Annotated in this window: 19 protein-coding genes; 8 read left to right on the top strand and 11 right to left on the bottom strand. The window is 72.7% G+C overall.

The features are described from left to right. Positions 1 to 5 precede the first annotated feature (5 nt). Positions 6 to 1,037, top strand: coding sequence for a sphingomyelin phosphodiesterase (gene sph, locus ACZ68P_RS11780; protein WP_471005600.1), 1,032 nt, complete (start codon positions 6 to 8; stop codon positions 1,035 to 1,037). A gap of 236 nt (positions 1,038 to 1,273) precedes the next feature. Further along, entirely contained in the window at positions 1,274 to 2,764 is a 1,491-nt protein-coding gene (locus ACZ68P_RS11775) for an APC family permease (RefSeq protein ID WP_471005226.1), read from the top strand. An 86-nt stretch (positions 2,765 to 2,850) separates the two neighbouring features. Here the strand turns inward: ACZ68P_RS11775 and ACZ68P_RS11770 are convergent, their stop codons facing one another. Then, the gene (locus ACZ68P_RS11770; protein ID WP_471005225.1) at positions 2,851 to 3,336 is read right to left on the bottom strand and encodes a hypothetical protein; all 486 of its coding nucleotides are present in this window, start codon (positions 3,334 to 3,336) and stop codon (positions 2,851 to 2,853) included. A 104-nt stretch (positions 3,337 to 3,440) separates the two neighbouring features. After that, positions 3,441 to 3,923: a macro domain-containing protein gene (locus tag ACZ68P_RS11765; protein ID WP_471005224.1), complete on the bottom strand. Its 483-nt coding sequence runs from the start codon at positions 3,921 to 3,923 to the stop codon at positions 3,441 to 3,443. Positions 3,924 to 4,043: 120 nt separating this feature from the next. Between ACZ68P_RS11765 and ACZ68P_RS11760 the strand changes: the two genes are divergently transcribed. Next, complete coding sequence (locus ACZ68P_RS11760; protein ID WP_471005223.1) at positions 4,044 to 4,808, top strand: MerR family transcriptional regulator; 765 nt, start codon at positions 4,044 to 4,046, stop codon at positions 4,806 to 4,808. 17 nt (positions 4,809 to 4,825) lie between these two features. Here ACZ68P_RS11760 and ACZ68P_RS11755 read toward each other — a convergent pair whose 3' ends face one another. From ACZ68P_RS11755 to ACZ68P_RS11740, 4 genes are all read right to left on the bottom strand, one after another. After that, entirely contained in the window at positions 4,826 to 7,000 is a 2,175-nt protein-coding gene (locus ACZ68P_RS11755; protein ID WP_471005222.1) for a 3-hydroxyacyl-CoA dehydrogenase NAD-binding domain-containing protein, read from the bottom strand. Positions 7,001 to 7,035: 35 nt separating this feature from the next. Then, positions 7,036 to 8,250, bottom strand: coding sequence for an acetyl-CoA C-acetyltransferase (locus ACZ68P_RS11750; protein WP_471005221.1), 1,215 nt, complete (start codon positions 8,248 to 8,250; stop codon positions 7,036 to 7,038). Positions 8,251 to 8,322: 72 nt separating this feature from the next. Next, positions 8,323 to 9,465, bottom strand: coding sequence for an acyl-CoA dehydrogenase family protein (locus tag ACZ68P_RS11745; protein ID WP_471005220.1), 1,143 nt, complete (start codon positions 9,463 to 9,465; stop codon positions 8,323 to 8,325). Further along, positions 9,462 to 10,607: a CaiB/BaiF CoA transferase family protein gene (locus tag ACZ68P_RS11740; RefSeq protein ID WP_471005219.1), complete on the bottom strand. Its 1,146-nt coding sequence runs from the start codon at positions 10,605 to 10,607 to the stop codon at positions 9,462 to 9,464. Before ACZ68P_RS11740 ends, ACZ68P_RS11745 begins: the two co-directional genes overlap by 4 nt. A gap of 180 nt (positions 10,608 to 10,787) precedes the next feature. Here ACZ68P_RS11740 and ACZ68P_RS11735 point away from each other — a divergent pair, with 180 nt between their 5' ends. Continuing rightward, a complete protein-coding gene (locus ACZ68P_RS11735) occupies positions 10,788 to 11,993 on the top strand; it encodes a saccharopine dehydrogenase family protein (protein WP_471005218.1) in 1,206 nt (401 codons plus the stop codon). A gap of 84 nt (positions 11,994 to 12,077) precedes the next feature. Here the strand turns inward: ACZ68P_RS11735 and ACZ68P_RS11730 are convergent, their stop codons facing one another. The 3 genes from ACZ68P_RS11730 to ACZ68P_RS11720 all read right to left on the bottom strand — a co-directional run bounded on the left by ACZ68P_RS11730 (position 12,078) and on the right by ACZ68P_RS11720 (position 13,442). Further along, positions 12,078 to 12,452, bottom strand: coding sequence for a VOC family protein (locus ACZ68P_RS11730; RefSeq protein WP_365714597.1), 375 nt, complete (start codon positions 12,450 to 12,452; stop codon positions 12,078 to 12,080). Then, on the bottom strand, positions 12,449 to 12,571 hold the full coding sequence (locus ACZ68P_RS11725; protein WP_471005217.1) for a hypothetical protein: 123 nt from the start codon (positions 12,569 to 12,571) through the stop codon (positions 12,449 to 12,451). Before ACZ68P_RS11725 ends, ACZ68P_RS11730 begins: the two co-directional genes overlap by 4 nt. A gap of 172 nt (positions 12,572 to 12,743) precedes the next feature. Next, positions 12,744 to 13,442, bottom strand: a complete 699-nt coding sequence (locus tag ACZ68P_RS11720) for an endonuclease V (RefSeq protein ID WP_471005216.1) — start codon at positions 13,440 to 13,442, stop codon at positions 12,744 to 12,746. Between the two features lie 82 nt (positions 13,443 to 13,524). Here ACZ68P_RS11720 and ACZ68P_RS11715 point away from each other — a divergent pair, with 82 nt between their 5' ends. Beyond that, positions 13,525 to 13,824: a YciI family protein gene (locus ACZ68P_RS11715; protein ID WP_471005215.1), complete on the top strand. Its 300-nt coding sequence runs from the start codon at positions 13,525 to 13,527 to the stop codon at positions 13,822 to 13,824. Between the two features lie 183 nt (positions 13,825 to 14,007). Here the strand turns inward: ACZ68P_RS11715 and ACZ68P_RS11710 are convergent, their stop codons facing one another. Further along, on the bottom strand, positions 14,008 to 15,114 hold the full coding sequence (locus ACZ68P_RS11710) for a WD40/YVTN/BNR-like repeat-containing protein (RefSeq protein WP_471005599.1): 1,107 nt from the start codon (positions 15,112 to 15,114) through the stop codon (positions 14,008 to 14,010). A gap of 215 nt (positions 15,115 to 15,329) precedes the next feature. Between ACZ68P_RS11710 and ssgD the strand changes: the two genes are divergently transcribed. From ssgD to ACZ68P_RS11695, 3 genes are all read left to right on the top strand, one after another. Next, a complete protein-coding gene (gene ssgD / locus ACZ68P_RS11705; protein ID WP_471005214.1) occupies positions 15,330 to 15,719 on the top strand; it encodes a spore wall synthesis regulator SsgD in 390 nt (129 codons plus the stop codon). Positions 15,720 to 15,945: 226 nt separating this feature from the next. Continuing rightward, the gene (locus tag ACZ68P_RS11700; RefSeq protein WP_471005213.1) at positions 15,946 to 17,607 is read left to right on the top strand and encodes an ABC-F family ATP-binding cassette domain-containing protein; all 1,662 of its coding nucleotides are present in this window, start codon (positions 15,946 to 15,948) and stop codon (positions 17,605 to 17,607) included. Positions 17,608 to 17,927: 320 nt separating this feature from the next. Next, on the top strand, positions 17,928 to 18,902 hold the full coding sequence (locus ACZ68P_RS11695; protein WP_471005212.1) for an acyl-ACP desaturase: 975 nt from the start codon (positions 17,928 to 17,930) through the stop codon (positions 18,900 to 18,902). Between the two features lie 82 nt (positions 18,903 to 18,984). On the opposite strand, the gene ACZ68P_RS11690 is transcribed toward ACZ68P_RS11695, so the two are convergent. Next, complete coding sequence (locus ACZ68P_RS11690; protein ID WP_471005211.1) at positions 18,985 to 20,310, bottom strand: SDR family NAD(P)-dependent oxidoreductase; 1,326 nt, start codon at positions 20,308 to 20,310, stop codon at positions 18,985 to 18,987. Between the last annotated feature and the right edge of the window lie 27 nt (positions 20,311 to 20,337).

Below are 20,337 nucleotides of genomic sequence, written 5' to 3'. Positions count from 1 at the left end.
CTTTGATGTGCGGCGCCGGTCCAACCCCCCACGACTCCACGGGAGTTCCAGTGCCGCTTGCCCCGCTCCAGCGCCGCACCCTCGGCATCGCCCTGTCCGGCGCGCTCGCCGCCGCCACCCTGGCGACGACCGCCCCCGCCGCCTCGGCCGCCGAGACCCCGCGCCTGAAGGTGCTCTCCTACAACGCGTTCCTCTTCTCCAAGACGCTCTACCCGAACTGGGGGCAGGACCACCGGGCCAAGGCCATACCCGCGGCCTCCTTCTTCCAGGGCAACGACGTGGTCGTGGTCCAGGAGGCCTTCGACAACTCCTCCTCCGACGCGCTCAAGGCGAACGCGGCCGGGCAGTACCCGCACCAGACCCCCGTCATGGGACGCGGCAAGAGCGGCTGGGACGCCACGAGCGGCGCGTACTCCGCCACCACCCCGGAGGACGGCGGGGTGACGATCCTCAGCAAGTGGCCGATCGTCCGCAAGGAGCAGTACGTCTACAAGGACGCCTGCGGCTCCGACTGGTACTCGAACAAGGGCTTCGTCTACACCGTCCTCGACGTGAACGGCGCCAGGGTCCACGTCGTCGGCACGCACGCCCAGTCCGCCGACCCGGGCTGTTCCGCCGGGGAGGCGGCGCAGACGCGCAGCCGCCAGTTCAAGGCGATGGACGCCTTCCTCGACGCCAAGAACATCCCGGCGGGCGAGCAGGTCGTCGTGGCGGGCGACCTCAACGTCGACTCGCACACGCCGGAGTACGGCACGATGCTCGCCGACCTGGGCGTCACGGGCGCGGACGCCCGGACCGGGCACCCGTACTCCTTCGACACCGAGCTGAACTCGATCGCCTCCGAGCGCTACCCGGATGACCCGCGCGAGGACCTCGACTACGTCCTGCACCGCGCGGGCCACGCCCGGCCCGCGGGCTGGACCAATCACGTCGTCCTGGAGCAGAGCGCCCCGTGGACCGTGTCGAGCTGGGGCACGCGGTACACGTACACGAACCTCTCCGACCACTACCCGGTCACGGGGTACGCGGCGGGCTGACCACGGCTCGACGGGGCCGATCCCGACTTCGCCGGCCGCGGGTCCTTCCGGGCGGCGGTCCGACGGGGCCCGCCTTCGCGGGGCCGCGGGTCCTTCCGGACGGCGGTCCCGCGAGGGGCGGGAAGACGGGGCGGGGGGGCCATGGCGTGGCCGGTGATCACTTCGCGACGGGAGCACCGGCCCGTCGGCCACGTCCCTCCGGCCGGCCCGCGTAATCTCCCTCCCGGGAGGCCGCCATGACCACCGAACCGTCCACTCCTCCGGCGCCGCCCCTCGGCGACAAGGGCCTGCGGGGCGACTCGGTGGGGCTGCTCGCCACCGTCTCGCTGGGGCTCGCCTCCGTCGCCCCGGCCTACAGCATCGCGGTGACGCTCGGCCTGGTGACCCTCGCGGTCGGCGACCTCGCCCCGGCCGCCCTGCTCCTCGGCTTCGTGCCGATCCTGCTCACCGCGTTCGCCTTCCGGGAGCTGAACCGCCGGATGCCGGACTGCGGCACGACCTTCGTGTGGACGACCCGCGTCTTCGGCCCGGCGGCCGGCTGGCTCGCGGGGGGCTGGACGGTCCTGATCGCCACCGTGCTCGTGATGACGACGCTGGCCCAGGTCGGGGCGACCGCCCTGCTCGCGCTCCTCGGACTCGACGCGGCGGCCGGCTACACCCTCGCGGTGACCGCGCTCGCCGTCGTGCTGCTCGCGCTGACCACGGCCGTCGCCTACCGGGGCATCCAGCTCGCCGCCCATGTGCAGTACGCGATGATCGGGCTCCAGCTCCTCGCCCTGCTCGTCTTCGGCGTGGCCGCCTTCGCCCGGGACGGCGCGACCACCCCGTCGGCGGCCTGGCTCGACCCCTTCGCCTTCGGCGGCTGGGGGCCCTTCGCCGAGGCGGTGCTGCTGAGTCTGTTCATCTACTGGGGCTGGGACGCGCTGATCACCTTCAACGAGGAGACGGTCGACAGCGGGCGCACCCCCGGCAGGGCCGCCGTGGCCTCGACCCTGATCCTCCTCGTCACCTACCTCTTCACCGCCTGCGCGGCGCTCTCCTTCGCAGGGACCGGCGACTCGGGCCTCGGACTCGGCAACGAAGAGACGGCGGCCGACGCCCTCACCGGGCTCGCTCCGGCGGTCCTGGGCGAGGCTCTGGGGAGGCTCGTCACGCTCGCCATCGCCGTCTCGGCGGTGGGAGCGCTGCTGACCGGCGTCGGCGCCATGCCCCGGATCACGCTGTCGATGGCGGCGCACGGGGCCTTGCCGGCCGCGTTCGGCCGTATCCATCCCCGCTTCCGCACCCCCGCCTACGGCACGGTGTTCTTCGGTTCCGTGACCTCCGCCGTCCTCGTCCTGCTCACGCTCGTCTCCGCCGATTTCCTGGGGGACGCGGTCCTGTCGATCGGCCTGCTGATCGCGTTCTACTACGGCGTCACGGGCTTCGCGTGCGCGTGGTACTTCCGCGCGGAGCTGCGGGGCTCCGCGCGGAAGCTGCTGGTCAGGGTGGTCATGCCGCTGGCCGGCGGGCTGATGATGCTGGCGGCCTTCGGGCGCGGGGCGTACGACATGCTGGACCCGGACTACGGCTCGACCTCCGTCGGTGGTGTCGGCGGTGTCCTGCTGCTCGGGATCGGCTCGATCGTGCTCGGCGCCCTGGTTATGCTGCCGGTCCGCGCCCGGCACCGGCGCTTCTTCCGCGAGGGCCGCGCCTCCGTGGCCGGGCGGCCTCCCGTGAAGGAGTGATCACCTTCACCCCGCCCGGGAGGCGGGGGCCGGTACGGCTGCGGTGGACGGACCGGCCCGGGCGCGTCCGGCGAGCCGTGCGGCCGTCAGAAGCCGCGGCCGCCGAAGACGCTGTACGCCCAGAAGCCCACCACACCGACCAGGCACACCAGCACCATCCAGGAGCCCAGGCCCGTGTGGCGCGCCGGACGCTCCCTGCGCTCCCGGGCGGGCTTCGCGGACCGGGGCGCTCGCGCGGCACGCGCCGGGCGTCCGGGTCCCGCGGCGACCGGCCGGGTCTCGGCGGCCGTGACGTCGGCGAGCAGCCGGCGGCATATCGCGGCCAGCTCGGTCGTCCCGACGGAGAGGTCGACGACGATCTCCGACCGGGCCGGCGCCGTGGTGCCCCCGTCGAGCAGGCGCCCGGCACGCAGCCGCGCCTGGTCCTTCCCCCCGGTCGGGGCCAGGCTGATCCACCGTCCTACGTGCTCTCCCCGGATGACCACCCCGCCGCCCCGCTCGCGGTACACGGTGTGCTCCCGCCACAGGACTCCGGCCAACTCGGTGGCCGTGTCTCTGAGTTCCGCGTACATGCCCCTCCCCTGCTCACACCTCTGTTCGAACAAGCACGTGACTCTAGCGGCATGTACACGCCCTGCCGCGCGGCGGGGCGCCCCGCGAGCACGGCCGGTGTTCCCTATCCCTCGTGGTCGTAGACCGTGACCGCCGTTCCCCGCCCCACGAGCCGCTCCGTGATCAGCGGCTCGATCCGGGACCACTTCCCGCCCGCCAGCCCGCAGCCGATGCGCGGCATGTGCACCGACGCGCCCAGCTCCGGCGCCCGGTCGGCGACCCGGGCGAGCGCCGCGTCGATCGCTTCGTACCGCACCGGCACGCCCGTGCTGCGGGCGGTGCGTATCCCCCGCTGGCCCACCATGTTGGCCACCCACAGGTACGGCCCGACCTGGACGAACTGGACGGCGCCGAGCCCGAAGTCGTTGCCCGCGCGTTCGCGGTGCCAGCGGCGGTAGGCCGCCTCCGGTTCGGGCCACCGGCGCGACACCGCGCGCACGAACCCCTTGCCCCAGCCGCCCAGGTCGTTGCAGACATGGGCGATGATCTTGACGCCCTTGCCCTGCGGCGCGGTGGCGTCCCCCTGGACGTACGTGATCCCCGTCATGACATCACCGTACGAGCCGCCACCGACAACGCCCCAGCTCTTTTACAACGCCGGTGAGACAGCAATACTGTTGCACTGATGGGGACGGCACGGTACGGGACGGGAAGCGAGGCGCCTCAGATGGCCACCGAGAGCGAGGCGCCGGGGGGATCCGAGGGACCGCGGCCGCCGACGTTCACCGTCGACGAGCTGGCCGCGCGGGCGGGCGTCACCGTGCGGACGGTGCGCTTCTACGGCACCAAGGGGCTGTTGCCGCCTCCGGTGATCGGTCCCCGGCGGGTGGGGCACTACGGCCCCGAGCACCTCTCCCGGCTGGCACTGATCGAGGAGCTCCAGCGCCAGGGCATGACGCTGGCGGCCATCGAGCGGTATCTGGAGCAGCTGCCGCCCGAGCTGAGCGCGCAGGACCTGGCGATCCACCGCGCCCTGGTGGCCTCCTGGGCACCGGAGTCGGCCGAGGAGATCACCCGGCGCGAGCTGGAGCGGCGAGCCGGTCGGCCGCTGACCGACCAGGACGTCGCGCGGCTCGCGGCGATGGGCGTCCTCGACCAGGGGCCCGACCCGGAGGTGTTCCGCCTCGACGGCACCCTGCTGCGGCTCGGCGTCGAACTGCTGGACGTCCCCATCGCCCACGAGACGATCCTGGCCTCCCGCACCGTCCTGCTGGAGCACGCGCGGGCGGCGGCCCAGGAGTTGTCGCGGCTCTTCCAGGACGAGGTGTGGAACCCCTACCGGGAGCGGGCCTCGGACCCGGACCACCTGACGGCGATGAAGTCGCTCTCGGCGCACATGCAGCCCATGGTGGTCCAGGCCCTCGTCACCGCCTTCCAGCGCTCGCTGCGGGAGGAGTTGCGGGCCGCGTTCGGTCAGGCGAAGCAGGACTGAACACGGCCCGCGCGCCGTCACGCGTCGGTGAAGACCTCGCCCCGCTCCGCCTTCTCCACCAGCAGGGCCGGCGGCAGGAAGCGGTCGCCGTAGCGCTCGGCCAGTTCACGCGCGCGCTCCACGAAGCCGGCGAGGCCGCCTTCGTAACCGTTGATGTACTGCAGCACGCCACCGGTCCAGGCCGGGAAGCCGATGCCCATGATGGAGCCGATGTTGGCGTCGGCGACCGAGGTGAGGACGTTCTCCTCCAGGCAGCGCACCGAGTCCAGCGCCTCGGAGAAGAGCATCCGCTCCTTCATGTCCTCGAACGGGACCGTCACGTCGGAGCGCGTGAAGTGCTCCCGCAGCCCCGGCCACAGCCCGGCCCGCCTGCCCTCCGCGTCGTACTCGTAGAACCCCGCGCCGCCGCTGCGGCCGGTCCGCCCGAACTCGTCGACCATCCGGTCGATCACCGCGTCCGAGGGGTGCCCGGCCCATGTGCCGCCGGCCTCCTCGATCGCGCGCCGGGTCTCGTTGCGGATCTTGCGGGGCAGGGTGAGGGTCAGCTCGTCCATGAGGGAGAGGACTTTCGCCGGGTAGCCGGCCTGGGCGGCCGCCTGCTCGACGGAGACCGGGTCGGCGCCCTCCCCGACCATCGCGACGCCCTCGTTGATGAACTGGCCGATCACCCGCGAGGTGAAGAAGCCGCGCGAGTCGTTGACGACGATCGGCGTCTTGTTGATCTGCCGTACCAGGTCGAAGGCCCGGGCCAGCGCCTCGTCGCCGGTGCGCTCGCCCTTGATGATCTCGACCAGCGGCATCTTGTCGACGGGCGAGAAGAAGTGCAGACCGATGAAGTCCTCCGGGCGGGTGACCCCTTCGGCGAGCACGGTGATCGGCAGCGTCGAGGTGTTGGAGCACAGCAGCGCGTCCGGCTCGACGACGTCCTGGATCTCCTCGAAGACCTTGTGCTTGAGGGCCGTGTCCTCGAAGACGGCCTCGATCACGGCGTCGCAGCCGCGCAGGTCGGCCGGGTCGGCGGTCGGGGTGATCCGGGCCAGCAGCTCGTCCGCCTTCGCCTGGGTCGTACGGCCCCGGGAGACGGCCTTGGCACAGAGCTTCTCGGAGTACGCCCGCCCCTTGGCCGCCGCCTCCGCCGTGACGTCCTTGAGGACGACCTCGATGCCCGCGCGGGCACAGGAGTACGCGATGCCGGCGCCCATCATGCCGGCGCCGAGGACGGCGACCTTGCGGACGGGGCGCGGCTCGATGCCCTGGGGGCGGTTGGCTCCGGAGTTGACCGCCTGCAGGTCGAAGAAGAACGCCTGGATCATGTTCTTCGCGGTCTGGCCGGTGACCAGCTCGGTGAAGTACCGGGCCTCGATGGTCAGGGCGGTCTCGAAGTCGACCTGGGAGCCCTCGACGGCGCAGGCGAGGATGTTGCGCGGAGCCGGGTAGGGGGCGCCGTTCAGCTGCTTCTTCAGGTTGGCGGGGAAGGCCGGCAGGTTGGCGGCGAAGCGCGGGTTCGACGGCGTCCCGCCGGGGATCTTGTAGCCCTTGACGTCCCACGGCTGCTGCGACTCGGGGTGCGCGTCGATGAAGGCGCGGGCCTGGGCCAGCATCTCCTCGGGAGTGGCGGCCACCGCGTGGATCAGGCCGTTCTCCAGGGCGCGCCGCGGCGAGTACTGGGTGCCCTGGAGGAGGACCTTCAGGAGGGCGTCGGCGATGCCCATGAGCCGTACGGTGCGGGTGACGCCGCCGCCGGCCGGGAGGAGGCCGAGGGTGACCTCGGGCAGGCCGATCTTGGACCCGGGGGCGTCGAGGGCGATGCGGTGGTGGGCGGCGAGGGCGATCTCGTAGCCGCCGCCGAGGGCCGCGCCGTTGATGGCGGCGACGACCGGCTTGCCGATGGTCTCGATCCGCCGCAGGGAGCGCTTGATGGCCGTGCCGGTGTCGAAGGCCTGCTGGGCCTGCGCGGGCCCGACCTTCATCATGTCCTTGAGGTCGCCGCCAGCGAAGAAGGTCTTCTTGGCGGAGGTGTAGATGATGCCCCGGATGGACTCGCGCTCGGCCTCGACGCGGTCGGCGATCGCCGCGATGGAGTCCTTGAACGCCTGGTTCATGGTGTTCGCGGACTGGTTCGGGTCGTCGAGGACGAGGGTGACGACGCCGGTCTCGTCCTGCTCCCAGCGGATGGTGGTGCTCTCGTTCATTGGAGTGTCTCCGAAGGTGGGAAGGGAACGGACGGTCAGACGCGCTCGACGATCGTGGCGATGCCCATGCCGCCGCCCACACACAGGGTGGCCAGGCCGTAGCGCTTGTCCTGGCGCTCCAGCTCGTCGACGAGGGTGCCGAGGATCATCGCGCCGGTGGCGCCCAGCGGGTGGCCGAGCGCGATCGCGCCGCCGTTGACGTTGACCTTGTCCAGGCTGATGCCCATGTCCTTGACGAAGCGGAGCACGACGCCGGCGAAGGCCTCGTTGATCTCGACCAGGTCGATGTCGTCCATCGTCAGGCCGGCCTTGGCGAGGGCCTTGCGGGTGGCGGGCGCGGGCCCGGTGAGCATGATGGTGGGCTCGGAGCCGGAGACGGCCGCGGCGACGATCCGGGCGCGCGGGGTCAGTCCGTACCGCTCGCCTACCTCCCGGGAGCCGATCGCGACGAGCGAGGCGCCGTCGACGATGCCGGAGGAGTTGCCGGCGTGGTGGACGTGGTCGATCTTCTCGACCCAGTGGTACTTCTGCAGCGCGACGGCGTCGAAGCCGCCCATGTCGCCGATGGCGGCGAACGACGGCTTGAGGGAGGCGAGCGAGTCGGCGGTGGTGCCGGGGCGCATGTGCTCGTCGTGGTCGAGGACGACCAGGCCGTTGCGGTCCGTGACCGGGACCACGGAGCGGTCGAAGCGGCCGTCCTTCCAGGCGGCCGCGGCACGCTCCTGGGACAGGGCCGCGTACTCGTCGACGTCGCGGCGCGAGAAGCCCTCGATGGTGGCGATGAGGTCGGCGCCGATGCCCTGCGGGACGAAGCCGGTCTCGTAGTTGGTCATCGGGTCGGCGAACCAGGCTCCGCCGTCGGAGGCCATCGGGACGCGCGACATGGACTCCACGCCACCGGCGAGGACGAGGTCCTCCCAGCCGGAGCGGACCTTCATCGCGGCCATGTTGACGGCTTCGAGCCCGGAGGCGCAGAAGCGGTTCTCCTGGACCCCGGCGACGGTGTCGGGCAGCCCGGCGGCGATGGCCGCGACGCGGGCGATGTCCGAGCCCTGGTCGCCGACCGGGCCGACGACGCCGAGGACGATGTCGTCGATCGCGGCCGGGTCGAGGCCCGGGAAGCGCCCGCGGAGCTCGTGGATCAGGCCGACCACCAGGTCGATGGGCTTGGTGCCGTGCAGGGCTCCGTTGGCCTTGCCGCGGCCGCGCGGGGTGCGGATCGCGTCGTACACGTACGCTTCGGTGCTCACGAGAAGCCTTTCAGGAGGGTGGACAGCGGAGGGGATCCCGGCCGGGTCCCCGGCGTGGGGGCGTCGGGAGGATCAGCCGAGCAGGGAACGGCCGATGATCTCCTTCATGATCTCGGTCGTGCCGCCGTAGATGGTCTGGATACGGCCGTCGGTGAACGCCCGGGCCACCGGGAATTCGGCCATGTAGCCGTACCCTCCGTGCAGTTGCAGACAGCGGTCGGCGACCCGCTTCTGCAGCTCGGTGGCCCACCACTTGGCCATGGAGGCGTGGACGGCGTCGAGTTCCCCGTTCGAGTGATCGACGATGCACCGGTCGAGGAACGTACGGGTGACGGCGCACTCGGTGGCCATCTCCGCGATCTCGAAGCGGATGTGCTGGAGCCTGGCCAGCGGGCGCCCGAAGGCCTCGCGCTCCTTGACGTACCGCGTGGTGATCTCCAGGAGGTGTTCGGCGGCGGCGATGCCGGCGACGGCGATGGCCATGCGCTCCTGGGCGAGGTTGGTCATGAGGTGGACGAAGGCGCCGTTGAGCTCCCCGAGGAGGTTGTCCTTGGGGACGCGGACGTCGTGGAAGAACAGCTCCGCCGTGTCCTGGGACTTCTGGCCGATCTTGTCGAGGTTCCGGCCGCGCTCGAAGCCCTCCGCGCCGCGCTCGACCACGAGGAGCGACAGCCCGTGGGCACCGCCCTCGGGCGTCGTCCGCGCGACGACGATCACCAGGTCGGCGAGGATGCCGTTGGAGATGAAGGTCTTGGATCCGTTGAGCACCCAGTGGTCGCCCCGGTCCTCGGCCGTGGTCCGGATGCCCTGGAGGTCCGAGCCCGCGCCCGGTTCGGTCATCGCGATGGCGGTGATCAGCTCGCCGGAGCAGAAGCCGGGGAGCCAGCGCCGCTTCTGCTCCTCGGTGGCGAGCGAGGTGAGGTACGGGCCGATGATGTCGTTGTGCAGGCCGAGGGCGATGCCGGGGGCGCCGGCGCGGGTGAACTCCTCGGCGAGGACGGCGCTGTAACGGAAGTCGGGGTTCCCGCCGCCGCCGTACTCCTCGTCGACGGCGAGGCCGAGCAGCCCCTGGCGCCCCGCGGCGCGCCAGGCGTCGCGCGAGACGATGCCGTCCTTCTCCCACTGCTCGTAGTGCGGCAGGACCTCCTTGGCGAGGAAGGTGCGGACGGTCTCGCGGAAGGCCTCGTGGTCGGCGGTGTAGAGCTGGCGCTTCATGCCTGCGGCTCCTTGGGGGTGAGGGAGGGGACGTCCCAGTCGCGGGCGACCTCGTCGGTGTCGGCGCCGGGCAGGACGGGGCCGGAACGGACGGCGCCGGGGGTGCGGGAGAACCGGGGCGCGGGGGCCGGATGAGTGAGGCCCTCGTGCTCGACGAAGGTGGAGCGGGCGGCGAGGTGCGGGTGGGCGGGGGCCTCGCGCAAGGAGAGGACCGGCGCCACGCAGGCGTCGGTCCCCGCGAACACCGCGGCCCACTCGTCTCTCGTACGGGTACGGAAGCGGTCGGCGACGGCGGTGCGCAGTTCGTCCCAGCGTCCGAGGTCCTGACGGGCGGGAGCGACGTCCTCGATGCCGAGCAGGGTGACGAACTCGTCGTAGAACCGCTGCTCCAGGGCGCCGACGGCCATGTGGCCGCCGTCGGAGGTCTCGTAGGTGCCGTAGAAGGGGCAGCCGCCGTCGAGCAGGTTGACTCCCCGGCGGTCCTGCCAGCCGCCGGCCGCCAGCATGCCGTGGATCATGGTCGCCAGGTGGGCCGCGCCGTCGACGATCGCCGCGTCGACGACCTGGCCCCCGCCGTGCGCGCGGGCGTGCTGGAGGGCGGCGAGGACGCCGACGACGAGGTAGAGCGAGCCGCCCGCGTAGTCGCCGACGAGGTTGGCGGGCACGGTGGGCGGGCCGTCCGGGTCGGGTCCGATCATGTGGAGCGTGCCGGTGAGGGCGATGTAGGCGATGTCGTGGCCCGCGGTCGCGGCGAGCGGTCCGTCCTGGCCCCAGCCGGTCATCCGGCCGTAGACCAGTCGGGGGTTGCGGGCGAGGCAGGCGTCGGGGCCGACGCCGAGGCGCTCGGCGACACCGGGCCGGTACCCCTCGATGAGGATGTCGGCCCTCTCGACCAGGTCGAGGACGGCCGTGGGCCCGTGCGGTGACTTGAGGTCGACGAGGACGGAGCGCTTGTTGCGGTTGGTGAGGTCGTACGCGGGGTCGATGCCGAGTCCGGCGCCGCCGGGGCGGTCCACCCGGACGACGTCGGCGCCGAGGTCGGCCAGGAGCATGGCCGCGAAGGGGCCGGGACCGATGCCGGCCAGCTCGACCACGCGCACCCCGGAGAGCGGGCCCGTCCGGGCGTTCCGCGTCCCTGTCATCAAGCCCCCAGCTATGTGTGACACCAATGATGTAACACCGGAGATGCTAGGAACGTGTTCCACTTCGCACAAGACCCCGGGCCGAGCAAGCGCTTGGAAATTGCGCGGGGGCGGAGTTCCGCTAGGCTCCGCCGACGACACGCGCCGGGACGACGGCGCGGGCGACGGCGGAGGGGCTGGATGGAGACAGGGGCCGGCACGGGGCGGGACGCGGCGGCACGGCCGTACGACCTGGTCCTCTTCGGGGCGACCGGGTTCGTGGGCGAGCTCACCGCGGAGTATCTGGCGGAGCACGCGCCGGCCGGGTGCCGGTGGGCGTTGGCCGGTCGCGGCCGCTCCCGGCTGGAGGCCCTGCGGGAACGCCTGGCGGCCCGCTGGCCGCGGTGCGCGGAGCTGCCGCTGGTCGTGGCGGACTCCACCGATTCGGAGGCGATGCGCGAACTCGCCGAGTCCGCCCGGGTGGTGGCGACCACCGTCGGCCCCTACGTCTGGTACGGCGAGGCCCTGGTGGCCGCGTGCGCGGAGGCCGGCACGGACTGCGTGGACCTCACCGGCGAGGCGGAGTTCGTCGACCTGATGTACGTCCGGCACGACGCGCGGGCCCGGGAGACCGGGGCGCGGATCGTGCACGCCTGCGGCTTCGACTCCGTACCGCACGACCTCGGCGTCTACTTCACCGTCCAGCGGCTCCCCCGGGACGTACCGCTGCGGGTCGACGGCTTCGTGCGGGCGGGCGCCGTCTTCTCGGGCGGCACCTTCGCCTCGGCGCTCACGGCGATGGGGCGCGGCCGGGAGATCCTGCGGGCGGCGCACGAACGGCGGCTGCACGAGCCGAGGCTGGTGGGCCGGCGGGCCCGGGCACCGCTGGGCGGTCCGCGGTTCAGCCGGGAGACCGGCACCTGGGCGCTGCCGCTGCCGACGCTCGACCCCCAGGTGGTGGCCCGGTCGGCGGCGGCGCTGGCACGGTACGGCCCGGACTTCCGGTACCGCCACTACGCCTCCGTCAGGACCCTCCCCATGGCGATCGGTGGCGCGGCCGCGGTCGGCACGGGCGTGGCGGCGGCCCAGCTGGCGCCGGTACGGCGCTGGCTGATGGAGCGTTACGAGCCGGGGCAGGGCCCGAGCGAGGAGCGGCGCGCCCGGAGCTGGTTCTCCGTGCGGTTCGTCGGCGAGGGAGGCGGGCGACGGGCCTTCACGGAGGTGTCCGGCGGCGACCCGGGCTACGACGAGACGGCGAAGATGCTGGCCGAGTCGGCGCTCTGCCTGGCCTTCGACGACCTGCCGAAGACGTCCGGCCAGGTCACGACGGCGGTCGCGATGGGCGACGCGCTGATCGACCGGCTGCGGGCGGCGGGCATCCGTTTCCGGGTGGCGTACGAGGGCTGACACCGGGACGCCGGGCGGGGCGCCCCCCTGGCAGGACTTTCGGGCACGGCCGAGGGCCCGGGGTGCAGATCAGGGCGACTGGCCTCAGTGGCGGACGAGGCAGAAGGGGTGGCCGGCCGGGTCCGCGTAGACGCGCCAGCTCCGGTCCGGCTCGCCCTCGTCGAGCCGCCGGGCGCCGAGGGCGAGGACCGCGTGGTGCGCGGCCTCCAGGTCGTCGACCTCGACGTCGAGGTGGAACTGCTGTTCGGGCGCGCCCCAGACCGGCGGCCGGTGGTCGGCGACCCCCTGGAAGGCGAGGACGGGGGCGCCGGCGGCGTCGTGGAGGGTGGCCCAGGTGTCGCCGCAGGCCCAGCGGGGGTCGGGCCGGTCCACCTCGCCGCCGAGCAGCCGCTGGTAGAAGCGGGCCAGCTCCAGGACGTCGGTGCAGTCGAGGACGACGCACTGCAGCCTGCCGATCACGCCGACACCCAGGCGGCGACGGTGTAGATCATGGCGCAGACCCACACGAGGGCGACGAGGCCGGCGACGGCCAGGAGCCGGGCGGGGAACGCGGAGGGGTGCGGGGAAGGCGAAGTCATGAGCCCACTCTGCCGCCCATGATCGAAGACCCGCATCCGTACGGGTACTCAGATCGCCCGCGGGTCAGGGGTCCGTACGGGTACTCAGCCCTCGCCCGCACACGGCTCCCGCAGGGAAAGGCGCCTGCCGGCTCCGGGGCCGGCGCGGTGCCGCCCCAGGACACCGGTGGCCTCACACCGCCGTCCCGAGGGCCGCCTTCAGGGCGCGGCGGCAGAGCGAGTCGGCGTGGCGGGTGGTCTCGGGGATGCGGTAGCGCGGGGCGAGGTGGAGCGTGTGCGCGCAGGCGGTGTCCAGGGAGACGCGGTGCCCGGCGGACACGAAGACCGGTTTGACGTCCGCCTGGGTGCGCAGGGCGCGGCCGACCTCCTCGTCGTCGGCGAGGAGGGCGCTGACGTCGCCGCGGGCGGGGCCCGGCTGGTCGTACGTGAAGGTGAAGGGGTTCTTGGCGACCCCGATCGACGGCAGCCCGGTCAGCACGCCGAGGTGGCTGGCAAGGCCGAAGCGGCGCGGGTGGGCGAGGCCGTAGCCGTCGCAGACGAGGAGACCGGGGGCAGCGGTGAGGGAGTCCAGCGCGGCCAGGACGGTGGGGATCTCCCGGAAGGCGAGCAGCCCCGGCACGTAGGGGAACGAGACCCTTCCGACCGCCGTGGCCTCCTCCACCACGTCGAGGGTCCGGGCGTCGAGGACGACGGCGGCCGCGGCGACGAGGTCGCGTTCGTCGTCGTACGCCACGTCGAGCCCCGTGACGTGGCCCGTACCGGCCTCCGGCCCCGGCTCGTCGAGCACGAGCCGCCCCCGCAGCTCACGCTGGACGGCCCGGGCGGTGGTCTCGTCGGCGGGCCACCCCGCGGGAATCTCGATGATCGTCATGATGACGCCACCCTACGGGGCCTCTCCGCCCGCTGGACGAACGTTTTTCCACCGCCTTCCCGGGCCCGGGTAGCCTGCGGGCATGTTCGTTCTGGAATTGACCTACACCGCTCCCGTCGAGCGCGTCGACGCCCTGCTCGCGGCGCACATCGAGTGGCTCGACGCGCAGTACGCGGCCGGGGTGTTCATCGCCTCCGGCCGCAAGAACCCCCGCGACGGCGGGGTCATCCTCGCCGTGGGGGACGACCGCGCGCGGATCGAGAAGATCGCCGAGGCCGACCCCTTCGCCGTCGAGGGCGTGTGCGCGTACCGGATCACGGAGTTCTACGCGACCAAGACGGCCGCCGCTCTCGCCCCGTACCGCGAGCAACTGCCCTCCTGAGCGGGCGCCGTTGGGGCCGTGCATGACGCCCGCCTCGCGGCCCCGCGCGCCTTTGGGGGCCGGGCTGCGGTCCCGTCCAGGTCCAGGTCCCGGTCCGGGACCGGGTCCGGGCCCGGGTCCGGTGCGGGCCCCGGCCCGGGTCCGGTGCGGGCCCGTGGCCCGGCAAGGCGCCCCGGCCGTCCCTCACCCCCTCCCGAGACGCGCGATCCGGCCCTTCTCGCCCGACGCCCAGCACGCGCCGTCCCGCGTGCAGTCGACCGTGTCGAACGAGCCGGTGTCGACCGTCCGCCAGGTGCGCCCGCCGTCCGTCGTCAGATCGGTGCCGGTGGGGCCGACGGCGAGCGCGGCCGACCTGCTGTGCGGCAGCCAGGTGACGCCCGAGCGGTAGGCGGGCGGAGGCGTGGCGGCCTGCCGCCAGGTGCGGCCGGCGTCGCCGGTCACCGCCGCCGCCCGGGGGGACGGCTGGTCCTTGCGGTAGTCCCCGCCGACGGCGAGCCCGTGGGTGCGGTCGCGGAACGCGAGCCCGAAGACGCCCCGGGCCGGATCGCCCGCCGGGATCGTCGACTCGGCGACGGTCCAGGTCAGACCGCGGTCGGCGGAGTGCAGCACCCGGGCCGTGGCCCCGCCTCCCGTCGCCAGCCACACGTCCCTCGGCCCGGACGAGACCAGGCACTGGCCGCTCGCCGCGAACCCCGCCTCGCCCGGCAGCGCCGCCGGCATGCCGGTGTCCGGGAGCACCGCCCAGGAGCGGCCGCCGTCGCGCGTCGACAGGATGCGGTACTTCCCGTCGACCGGGTCGCTCATCGCCAGACCGTGACGGCGGTCGAAGAACGTCATGCAGTCGTAGAAGGCCCGCGGGTCGGTGTTGCGGAAGGATTCCGTCCAGCTCGCGCCGCCGTCCTCGGTACGGAGGACACGTGACGCCTCCCCCTCGCCGATGGCCAAGGCCACGGCCCGCCGGGCGTCGAACGCCTCCACGTCCCGGAACTCCAGCTCCGCCGCTCCCACCGGCGACACGTCGCTCCAGGTGCGGCCGCCGTCCGTGGTCCGCAGCACCGTCCCCTTCGAGCCCGCGGCCCACGCCACGGTGCGGTCCACCGCCGCGAGCCCCCGGAATCGGGCGTCCGTGCCGGTCGGTGTGAGCTGCCAGCCGGCCCCCGGGCCCGTGATCCCGGCGGCCTCGGTGCCCGCCGCCGGCTGTGGGGCCGGCTCGGCCGCGGGGGTCGCCCCGGCCCGCGCAGGGGCCGCCAGCGCCAGGGCGAGCGCCATTCCGGTCAGCCCCACCGACATCGTTCGTCTCGTCTTCCCCATGGACGTCATGGCGCCGGAAGCTAGCCCACGCCGATGGCCCCGTCCAGGGTGCCTCCGGGACGGCAAGGCGCACCCCTGTACGCGGCGGTGACACAGCTCACGTCGTCCGACAGTGCACGTTTCGGCCAGATCGTTCGTCTTCTCTGGTGTCAGCCAGACGTCAATATCCGAAGTCGCGAGACAGGAGCCGGCCGTTGTCCACCGTCATCGAACAGGCCTTCCAGGCCCGTCTGGTCGCCTCCGCACCCCGCATGGAGACCGTCCCGGCCACGCTCCGCTACGACCGCGAGGACCCGTACGCGGTGAGCATGGCGTTCCCCCCGCCCGCGACGCTCGAGGGCGTCGAGGTCTCGTGGGCGTTCGCGCGGGAGCTGCTGGCCGAAGGCGTGGACGGGCCCGCCGGCATCGGGGACGTCCGCGTGCGCCCGTACGGCTACGACCGCACCGTCGTCGAGTTCCACGCCCCGGAGGGCGTGGCCGTCGTCCACATCCGCACCTCGGAGCTGCGCCTCTTCCTGGAGCGCGCGCAGCGCCTGGTCCCGGCCGGCCGTGAGCACCAGTACCTGGACTGGGAAGGCTTCTAAATCGTTTGCCCCGGCCGGTCGGCCGCCGTACCGTCCTGACCTGACCCTGTTGTCGCCCGATCGGAGAAGGCCGTTGCTCGTCTGAGGTTTCGAGACACCGTGCCGCGCGCGCCTCACTGTGCCGCGTGTGCCGTCTTCGACCTCGGCGTACGAGCTTCCCGCCTGCCCGCGCCCCCGGTGTCTCACCCGTTGCCCCAGCCCACGCTCTCGCAACCGGGAGGCCCCCATGGCGACCCATCCCACCTTCATCACCTGCTCTTCCCTCTCCTTCTCCTGGCCTGACGGCACCGGAGTCCTCGACGACTTCCGGCTCGCGGTCGGCCCCGGCAGAACCGGCCTGATCGGTCTGAACGGTTCGGGGAAGTCCACCCTCCTGAAGCTGATCGCCGGTGAGCTGGCCCCGACGGAGGGCACCATCCGGACGGTCGGCGAGGTCGGATACCTCCCGCAGAACCTCGTCCTCGACACGGCGCTGCGGGTCGACGAGGCCCTCGGCATCGCCCGCGTCCGTGCCGCGCTGCACGCCATCGAGTCCGGGGATCCGGCCGAGGAGCACTTCGCGGCGGTCGGCGACGACTGGGACGTGGAGGAACGGGCGCTCGCCGCGCTCGATCAGCTCGGCCTGGGACACATCGGCCTCGACCGGACCATCGGCGAGGTGTCGGGCGGCGAGTCCGTGCTGCTCCGGCTGGCCGCGCTGCTGCTGGCCCGGCCCGACGTCCTGCTGCTCGACGAACCGACCAACAACCTCGACCTGCCCGCGCGCCGGCGGCTGTACGCGGCGGTGGACGCCTGGTCCGGGGTCCTGGTCGTGGTGAGCCACGACCGGGAACTCCTGGAGCGCGTCGACCAGATCGCCGATCTGCGCGACGGAGAGGTCTCCTGGTACGGCGGCGCCTACTCCGCGTACGAGCGGGCTCTCGCGGCCGAACAGGAGTCGGCGGAGCGGATGGTCCGTGTGGCCGAGGCCGACGTACAGCGGCAGAAGCGCGAACTGTCCGACGCGCACATGAAGTTGGCGCGGCGCAAGCGGTACGCCCAGAAGAGCGCGCAGAACAAGGTCGTGCCGAAGATCGTCGCGAACAACCGCAAGAGCGAGGCCCAGGTGTCGGCCGGCAAGCACCGCGCCCTGCACTCCGAGCGGCTCGACGCGGCGAGGGAACGGCTCGACGCGGCGGTCGAGGCGGTGCGTGACGACGACGAGATCCGGATCGAACTGCCGCGCACCACGGTCCCTCCGGGCCGGGGTGTGCTGACCCTGACCGACCTGGAGCTGCGTCACGGGGCCGGGGCCGGGACGTTCGAGCTGCGCGGCCCGGAACGGATCGCGCTGGTCGGCCGGAACGGATCGGGCAAGACGACGCTGCTGCGCACCATCGCCGGTGAACTCCCGCCGGTCGCGGGCGAGGTGGAGCCTCACGTACCGCTGCGGTTCCTGCCCCAGCGGCTCGACGTGCTGGACGACGAGCTGAGCGTGGTGGACAACGTCGCCCGGTTCGCACCCACGGCGACGGCGAACACGATCAGGGCACGGCTCGCCCGGTTCCTCTTCAAGGGGGCACGGGCGGATCAGCCGGCCGGCACGCTCTCCGGCGGCGAGCGGTTCCGCGCGACGCTGGCGGCGCTGCTGCTCGCCGAACCGGCGCCGCAGCTCCTGATGCTGGACGAGCCGACGAACAGCCTCGACATGGCGAGCGTCAGGAAGCTGACGGCGGCGCTGGAGGCGTACGAGGGCGCGCTGATCGTGGCGAGCCACGACGTGCCGTTCCTGGAGTCGCTGGGCATCACCCGGTGGCTGCTGCTCGACGGTGCGCTGCGGCCGACGACGGCCGAGGCCGTGCGGGACGGACTGCTCCGAGGAGAGCCCGGCCGGGAGGATCAGGAGTAACCCAGGCAGGAGCCGAGGCCCCTCTCACCGGAGCGAGTCCGGAAGGGGGGCCTCCGGCACAGGCGTCCCCTCTCGCCGCGGGGGTCTCGCGGGAGGCAGGCCGCCTGCGCTGCGTAGCCATGATCACGACACGGGAGTGACACCGAACCGGCGTGACCTGGCTCTCTGTCCACCCCTTGGTAGCTGCGCACATAACGGAACGTAACCGGACATCGCCGAGACGGGCTTGGCCGACCGCCTTACGGAGCCTTAACCTACGGTTTCGTAACCTACGAATGCGTAGGTATTTCGTCCCCTTTCCCCGTCCCCCAGGAGTCCCCGTGACGCTCACCTCTCCCCACCTCGGCAGCTCGACGGGGTGGACGGACGCCCGCCTGCTGTACGCGCTGGAAGAGGTCGTCGAGAAGGAGCTCAACCGGCACCTCAAGGTGACCAAGGACTGGATGCCGCACGAGTACGTGCCGTGGTCCGACGCCCGGAACTTCCCCGGCTTCTTCGAGGACGGCGAGGCTTGGGAGCCCGCGCAGTCCAAGGTGACCGAGATCGGCAAGATCGCCCTCGTGGTGAACCTGCTGACCGAGGACAACCTGCCCAGCTACCACCACGAGATCGCCAGCCTCTTCGGCCGCGACGGAGCCTGGGGCACCTGGGTGCACCGCTGGACCGCCGAGGAGGGCCGCCACGGCATCGTGATGCGCGACTACCTGCTGGCCTCCCGCGCCGTCGACCCGGACAAGCTGGAGCAGTTCCGGATGGCGCACATGAGCGAGGGCTTCGAGTCGGACAACCGCCACTCGATGCTGCACTCGGTCGCGTACGTCGCCTTCCAGGAGCTCGCCACCCGGATCTCGCACCGCAACACCGGCCATCAGTCCGGGGACCCGGTCTGCGACCGGATGCTGGCCCGGATCGCCACCGACGAGAACCTGCACATGGTCTTCTACCGCAACCTCCTGGGCGCGGCCTTCGAGCTCGCCCCCGATCTGACCATGCAGGCCGTGCGGGACGTCGTCGTGAACTTCCGGATGCCCGGACACGGCATGCCGGGCTTCGAGCGCGCGGCCGCGCAGATGGCGATCGGCGAGATCTACAACATGCGCATCCACCACGACGACGTCCTGCAGCCGGTGCTCCGCTTCCTCAAGGTGCTCGACATCGACGGCCTCGGGCCGGAGGGTCTGAAGGCCCAGGAGGAGCTGGGGCTCTACATGAGCGGCCTGGACAGCGAGGCGAGCAAGTTCGACGAGAAGCTCGCCGCCCGCAAGGCCCGCATGGCGGCCCGCGCGGCCGGCTGAGCGCCGCCCCGGACGCCGTGCCGTCGGCCACCGCGCCCTGGAGGCACGGTGGCCGCGTGCGCACCGCGTCGCGGCGGCCGGGTCACCAGTCCGCCACGGCGTAGTCCTTGAGGAACACCCCCGAGACCGGCTGCCCCGCCTCGCCGCGCACGATCGGGTCGTAGATCCGCGCCGCGCCGTCCACGACGTCCAGCGGCGTACGCGTGCCCACGGCGGCGATCCGTGCCTTGCGGGGCGCCGGGTTCTCGTCCGTGATCCAGCCCGTGTCGACACTGCACATGTGCACGCCCCGCTCGGCGAGTTCGGCGGCGCTGGTCCGGGTCAGCATGTTGAGGGCGGCCTTCGCCATGTTGGTGTGGGGGTGGCCGCCCGTCTTGTTGCGTACGGCGAACCGCCCCTCGACGGCCGACACGTTCACGATGTACCGGCGCGGCCTGGGCGAGGTGAGAAGCAGGGGCAGCAGCCGGTCGCAGAGCAGCGTCGGGGCGACGGCGTTGACGAGCTGCGTCTCCAGCAGCTCGGCGGCGTCGAGGTCGCCGAGCCGTACGGACCAGGAGTTCGTGGCGGAGAGGTCCGGCAGGAGCCCGGCCTCGTCCGGCTCCAGACCGGCCAGGACCGGTACGCGGTCGGCCGTCTCGTACCCCGGCGCGGGGATGACGCCGGGCGGCAGCGCCTCCCGCTCCCCCGCGGCGAGCAGGGCGTACGACTCCGGGGGCCGGCGTATCGTCTGCGCGGCGTTGTTGACGAGTATGTCCAGGGGGCGTCCGTCGGCCAGCAGCCGCTCGCAGAGGCCCAGGACCTGGCGCGGGTCGCGCAGGTCGATCGCGACGACGGTGAGCCGGTCCATCCACCCCTCGCTTCCCTCGGCGGTCCGGAAGCGGCGCAGGGTGTCGTGCGGGAAACGGCTGGTGACGAGCAGTTCGGCGCCGTCGCGCAGCATCATGAGCGCCAGCTGGAAACCTATCTTCACCCGGCCTCCGGTGAGCAGCGCGCGCCGCCCGGTCAGGTCGGCGGACAGGGCGCGGCGTGCGGTGTTGTCGGCGGCGCAGGGCGGGCAGAGCCGGTGGTAGAAGGGATCGGCCTGCCGGTAGGGCGTCTTGCAGACGTAGCAGTGCCGGGCCCTGAGGAACTCGCCCGGCGAGGCGCCCTCCGCCGTCGCGAGGGGTGCGTCCTCGCGCCGGTCGAGCGCGCCGGTCGCGGTGCGCGCGGTCAGCCTGGCGTCGGCGGCGGCCTGCTCGGCCCTGCGGGCCTTGCGGCGCTTGTTGCGGCTCTCGCGGGCGAAGGTGGCGGCGATCTCCTCGCCGCGCATCCGGGCGGGATCTCCGAGGGGCAGCGTCCGCAGCCTGCCGATCGTCCGGCCGAAGGCGGCCAGTTCCTCGTCCGTGACACGCGTGTGATGGGGCTCCATGGCTGGGTGATCGTAGTCCGGATCATG

The sequence above is a fragment of the Streptomyces sp. NPDC036822 genome (genome assembly GCF_055609145.1).
This window is presented reverse-complemented; position numbering and strand designations above follow the sequence as displayed.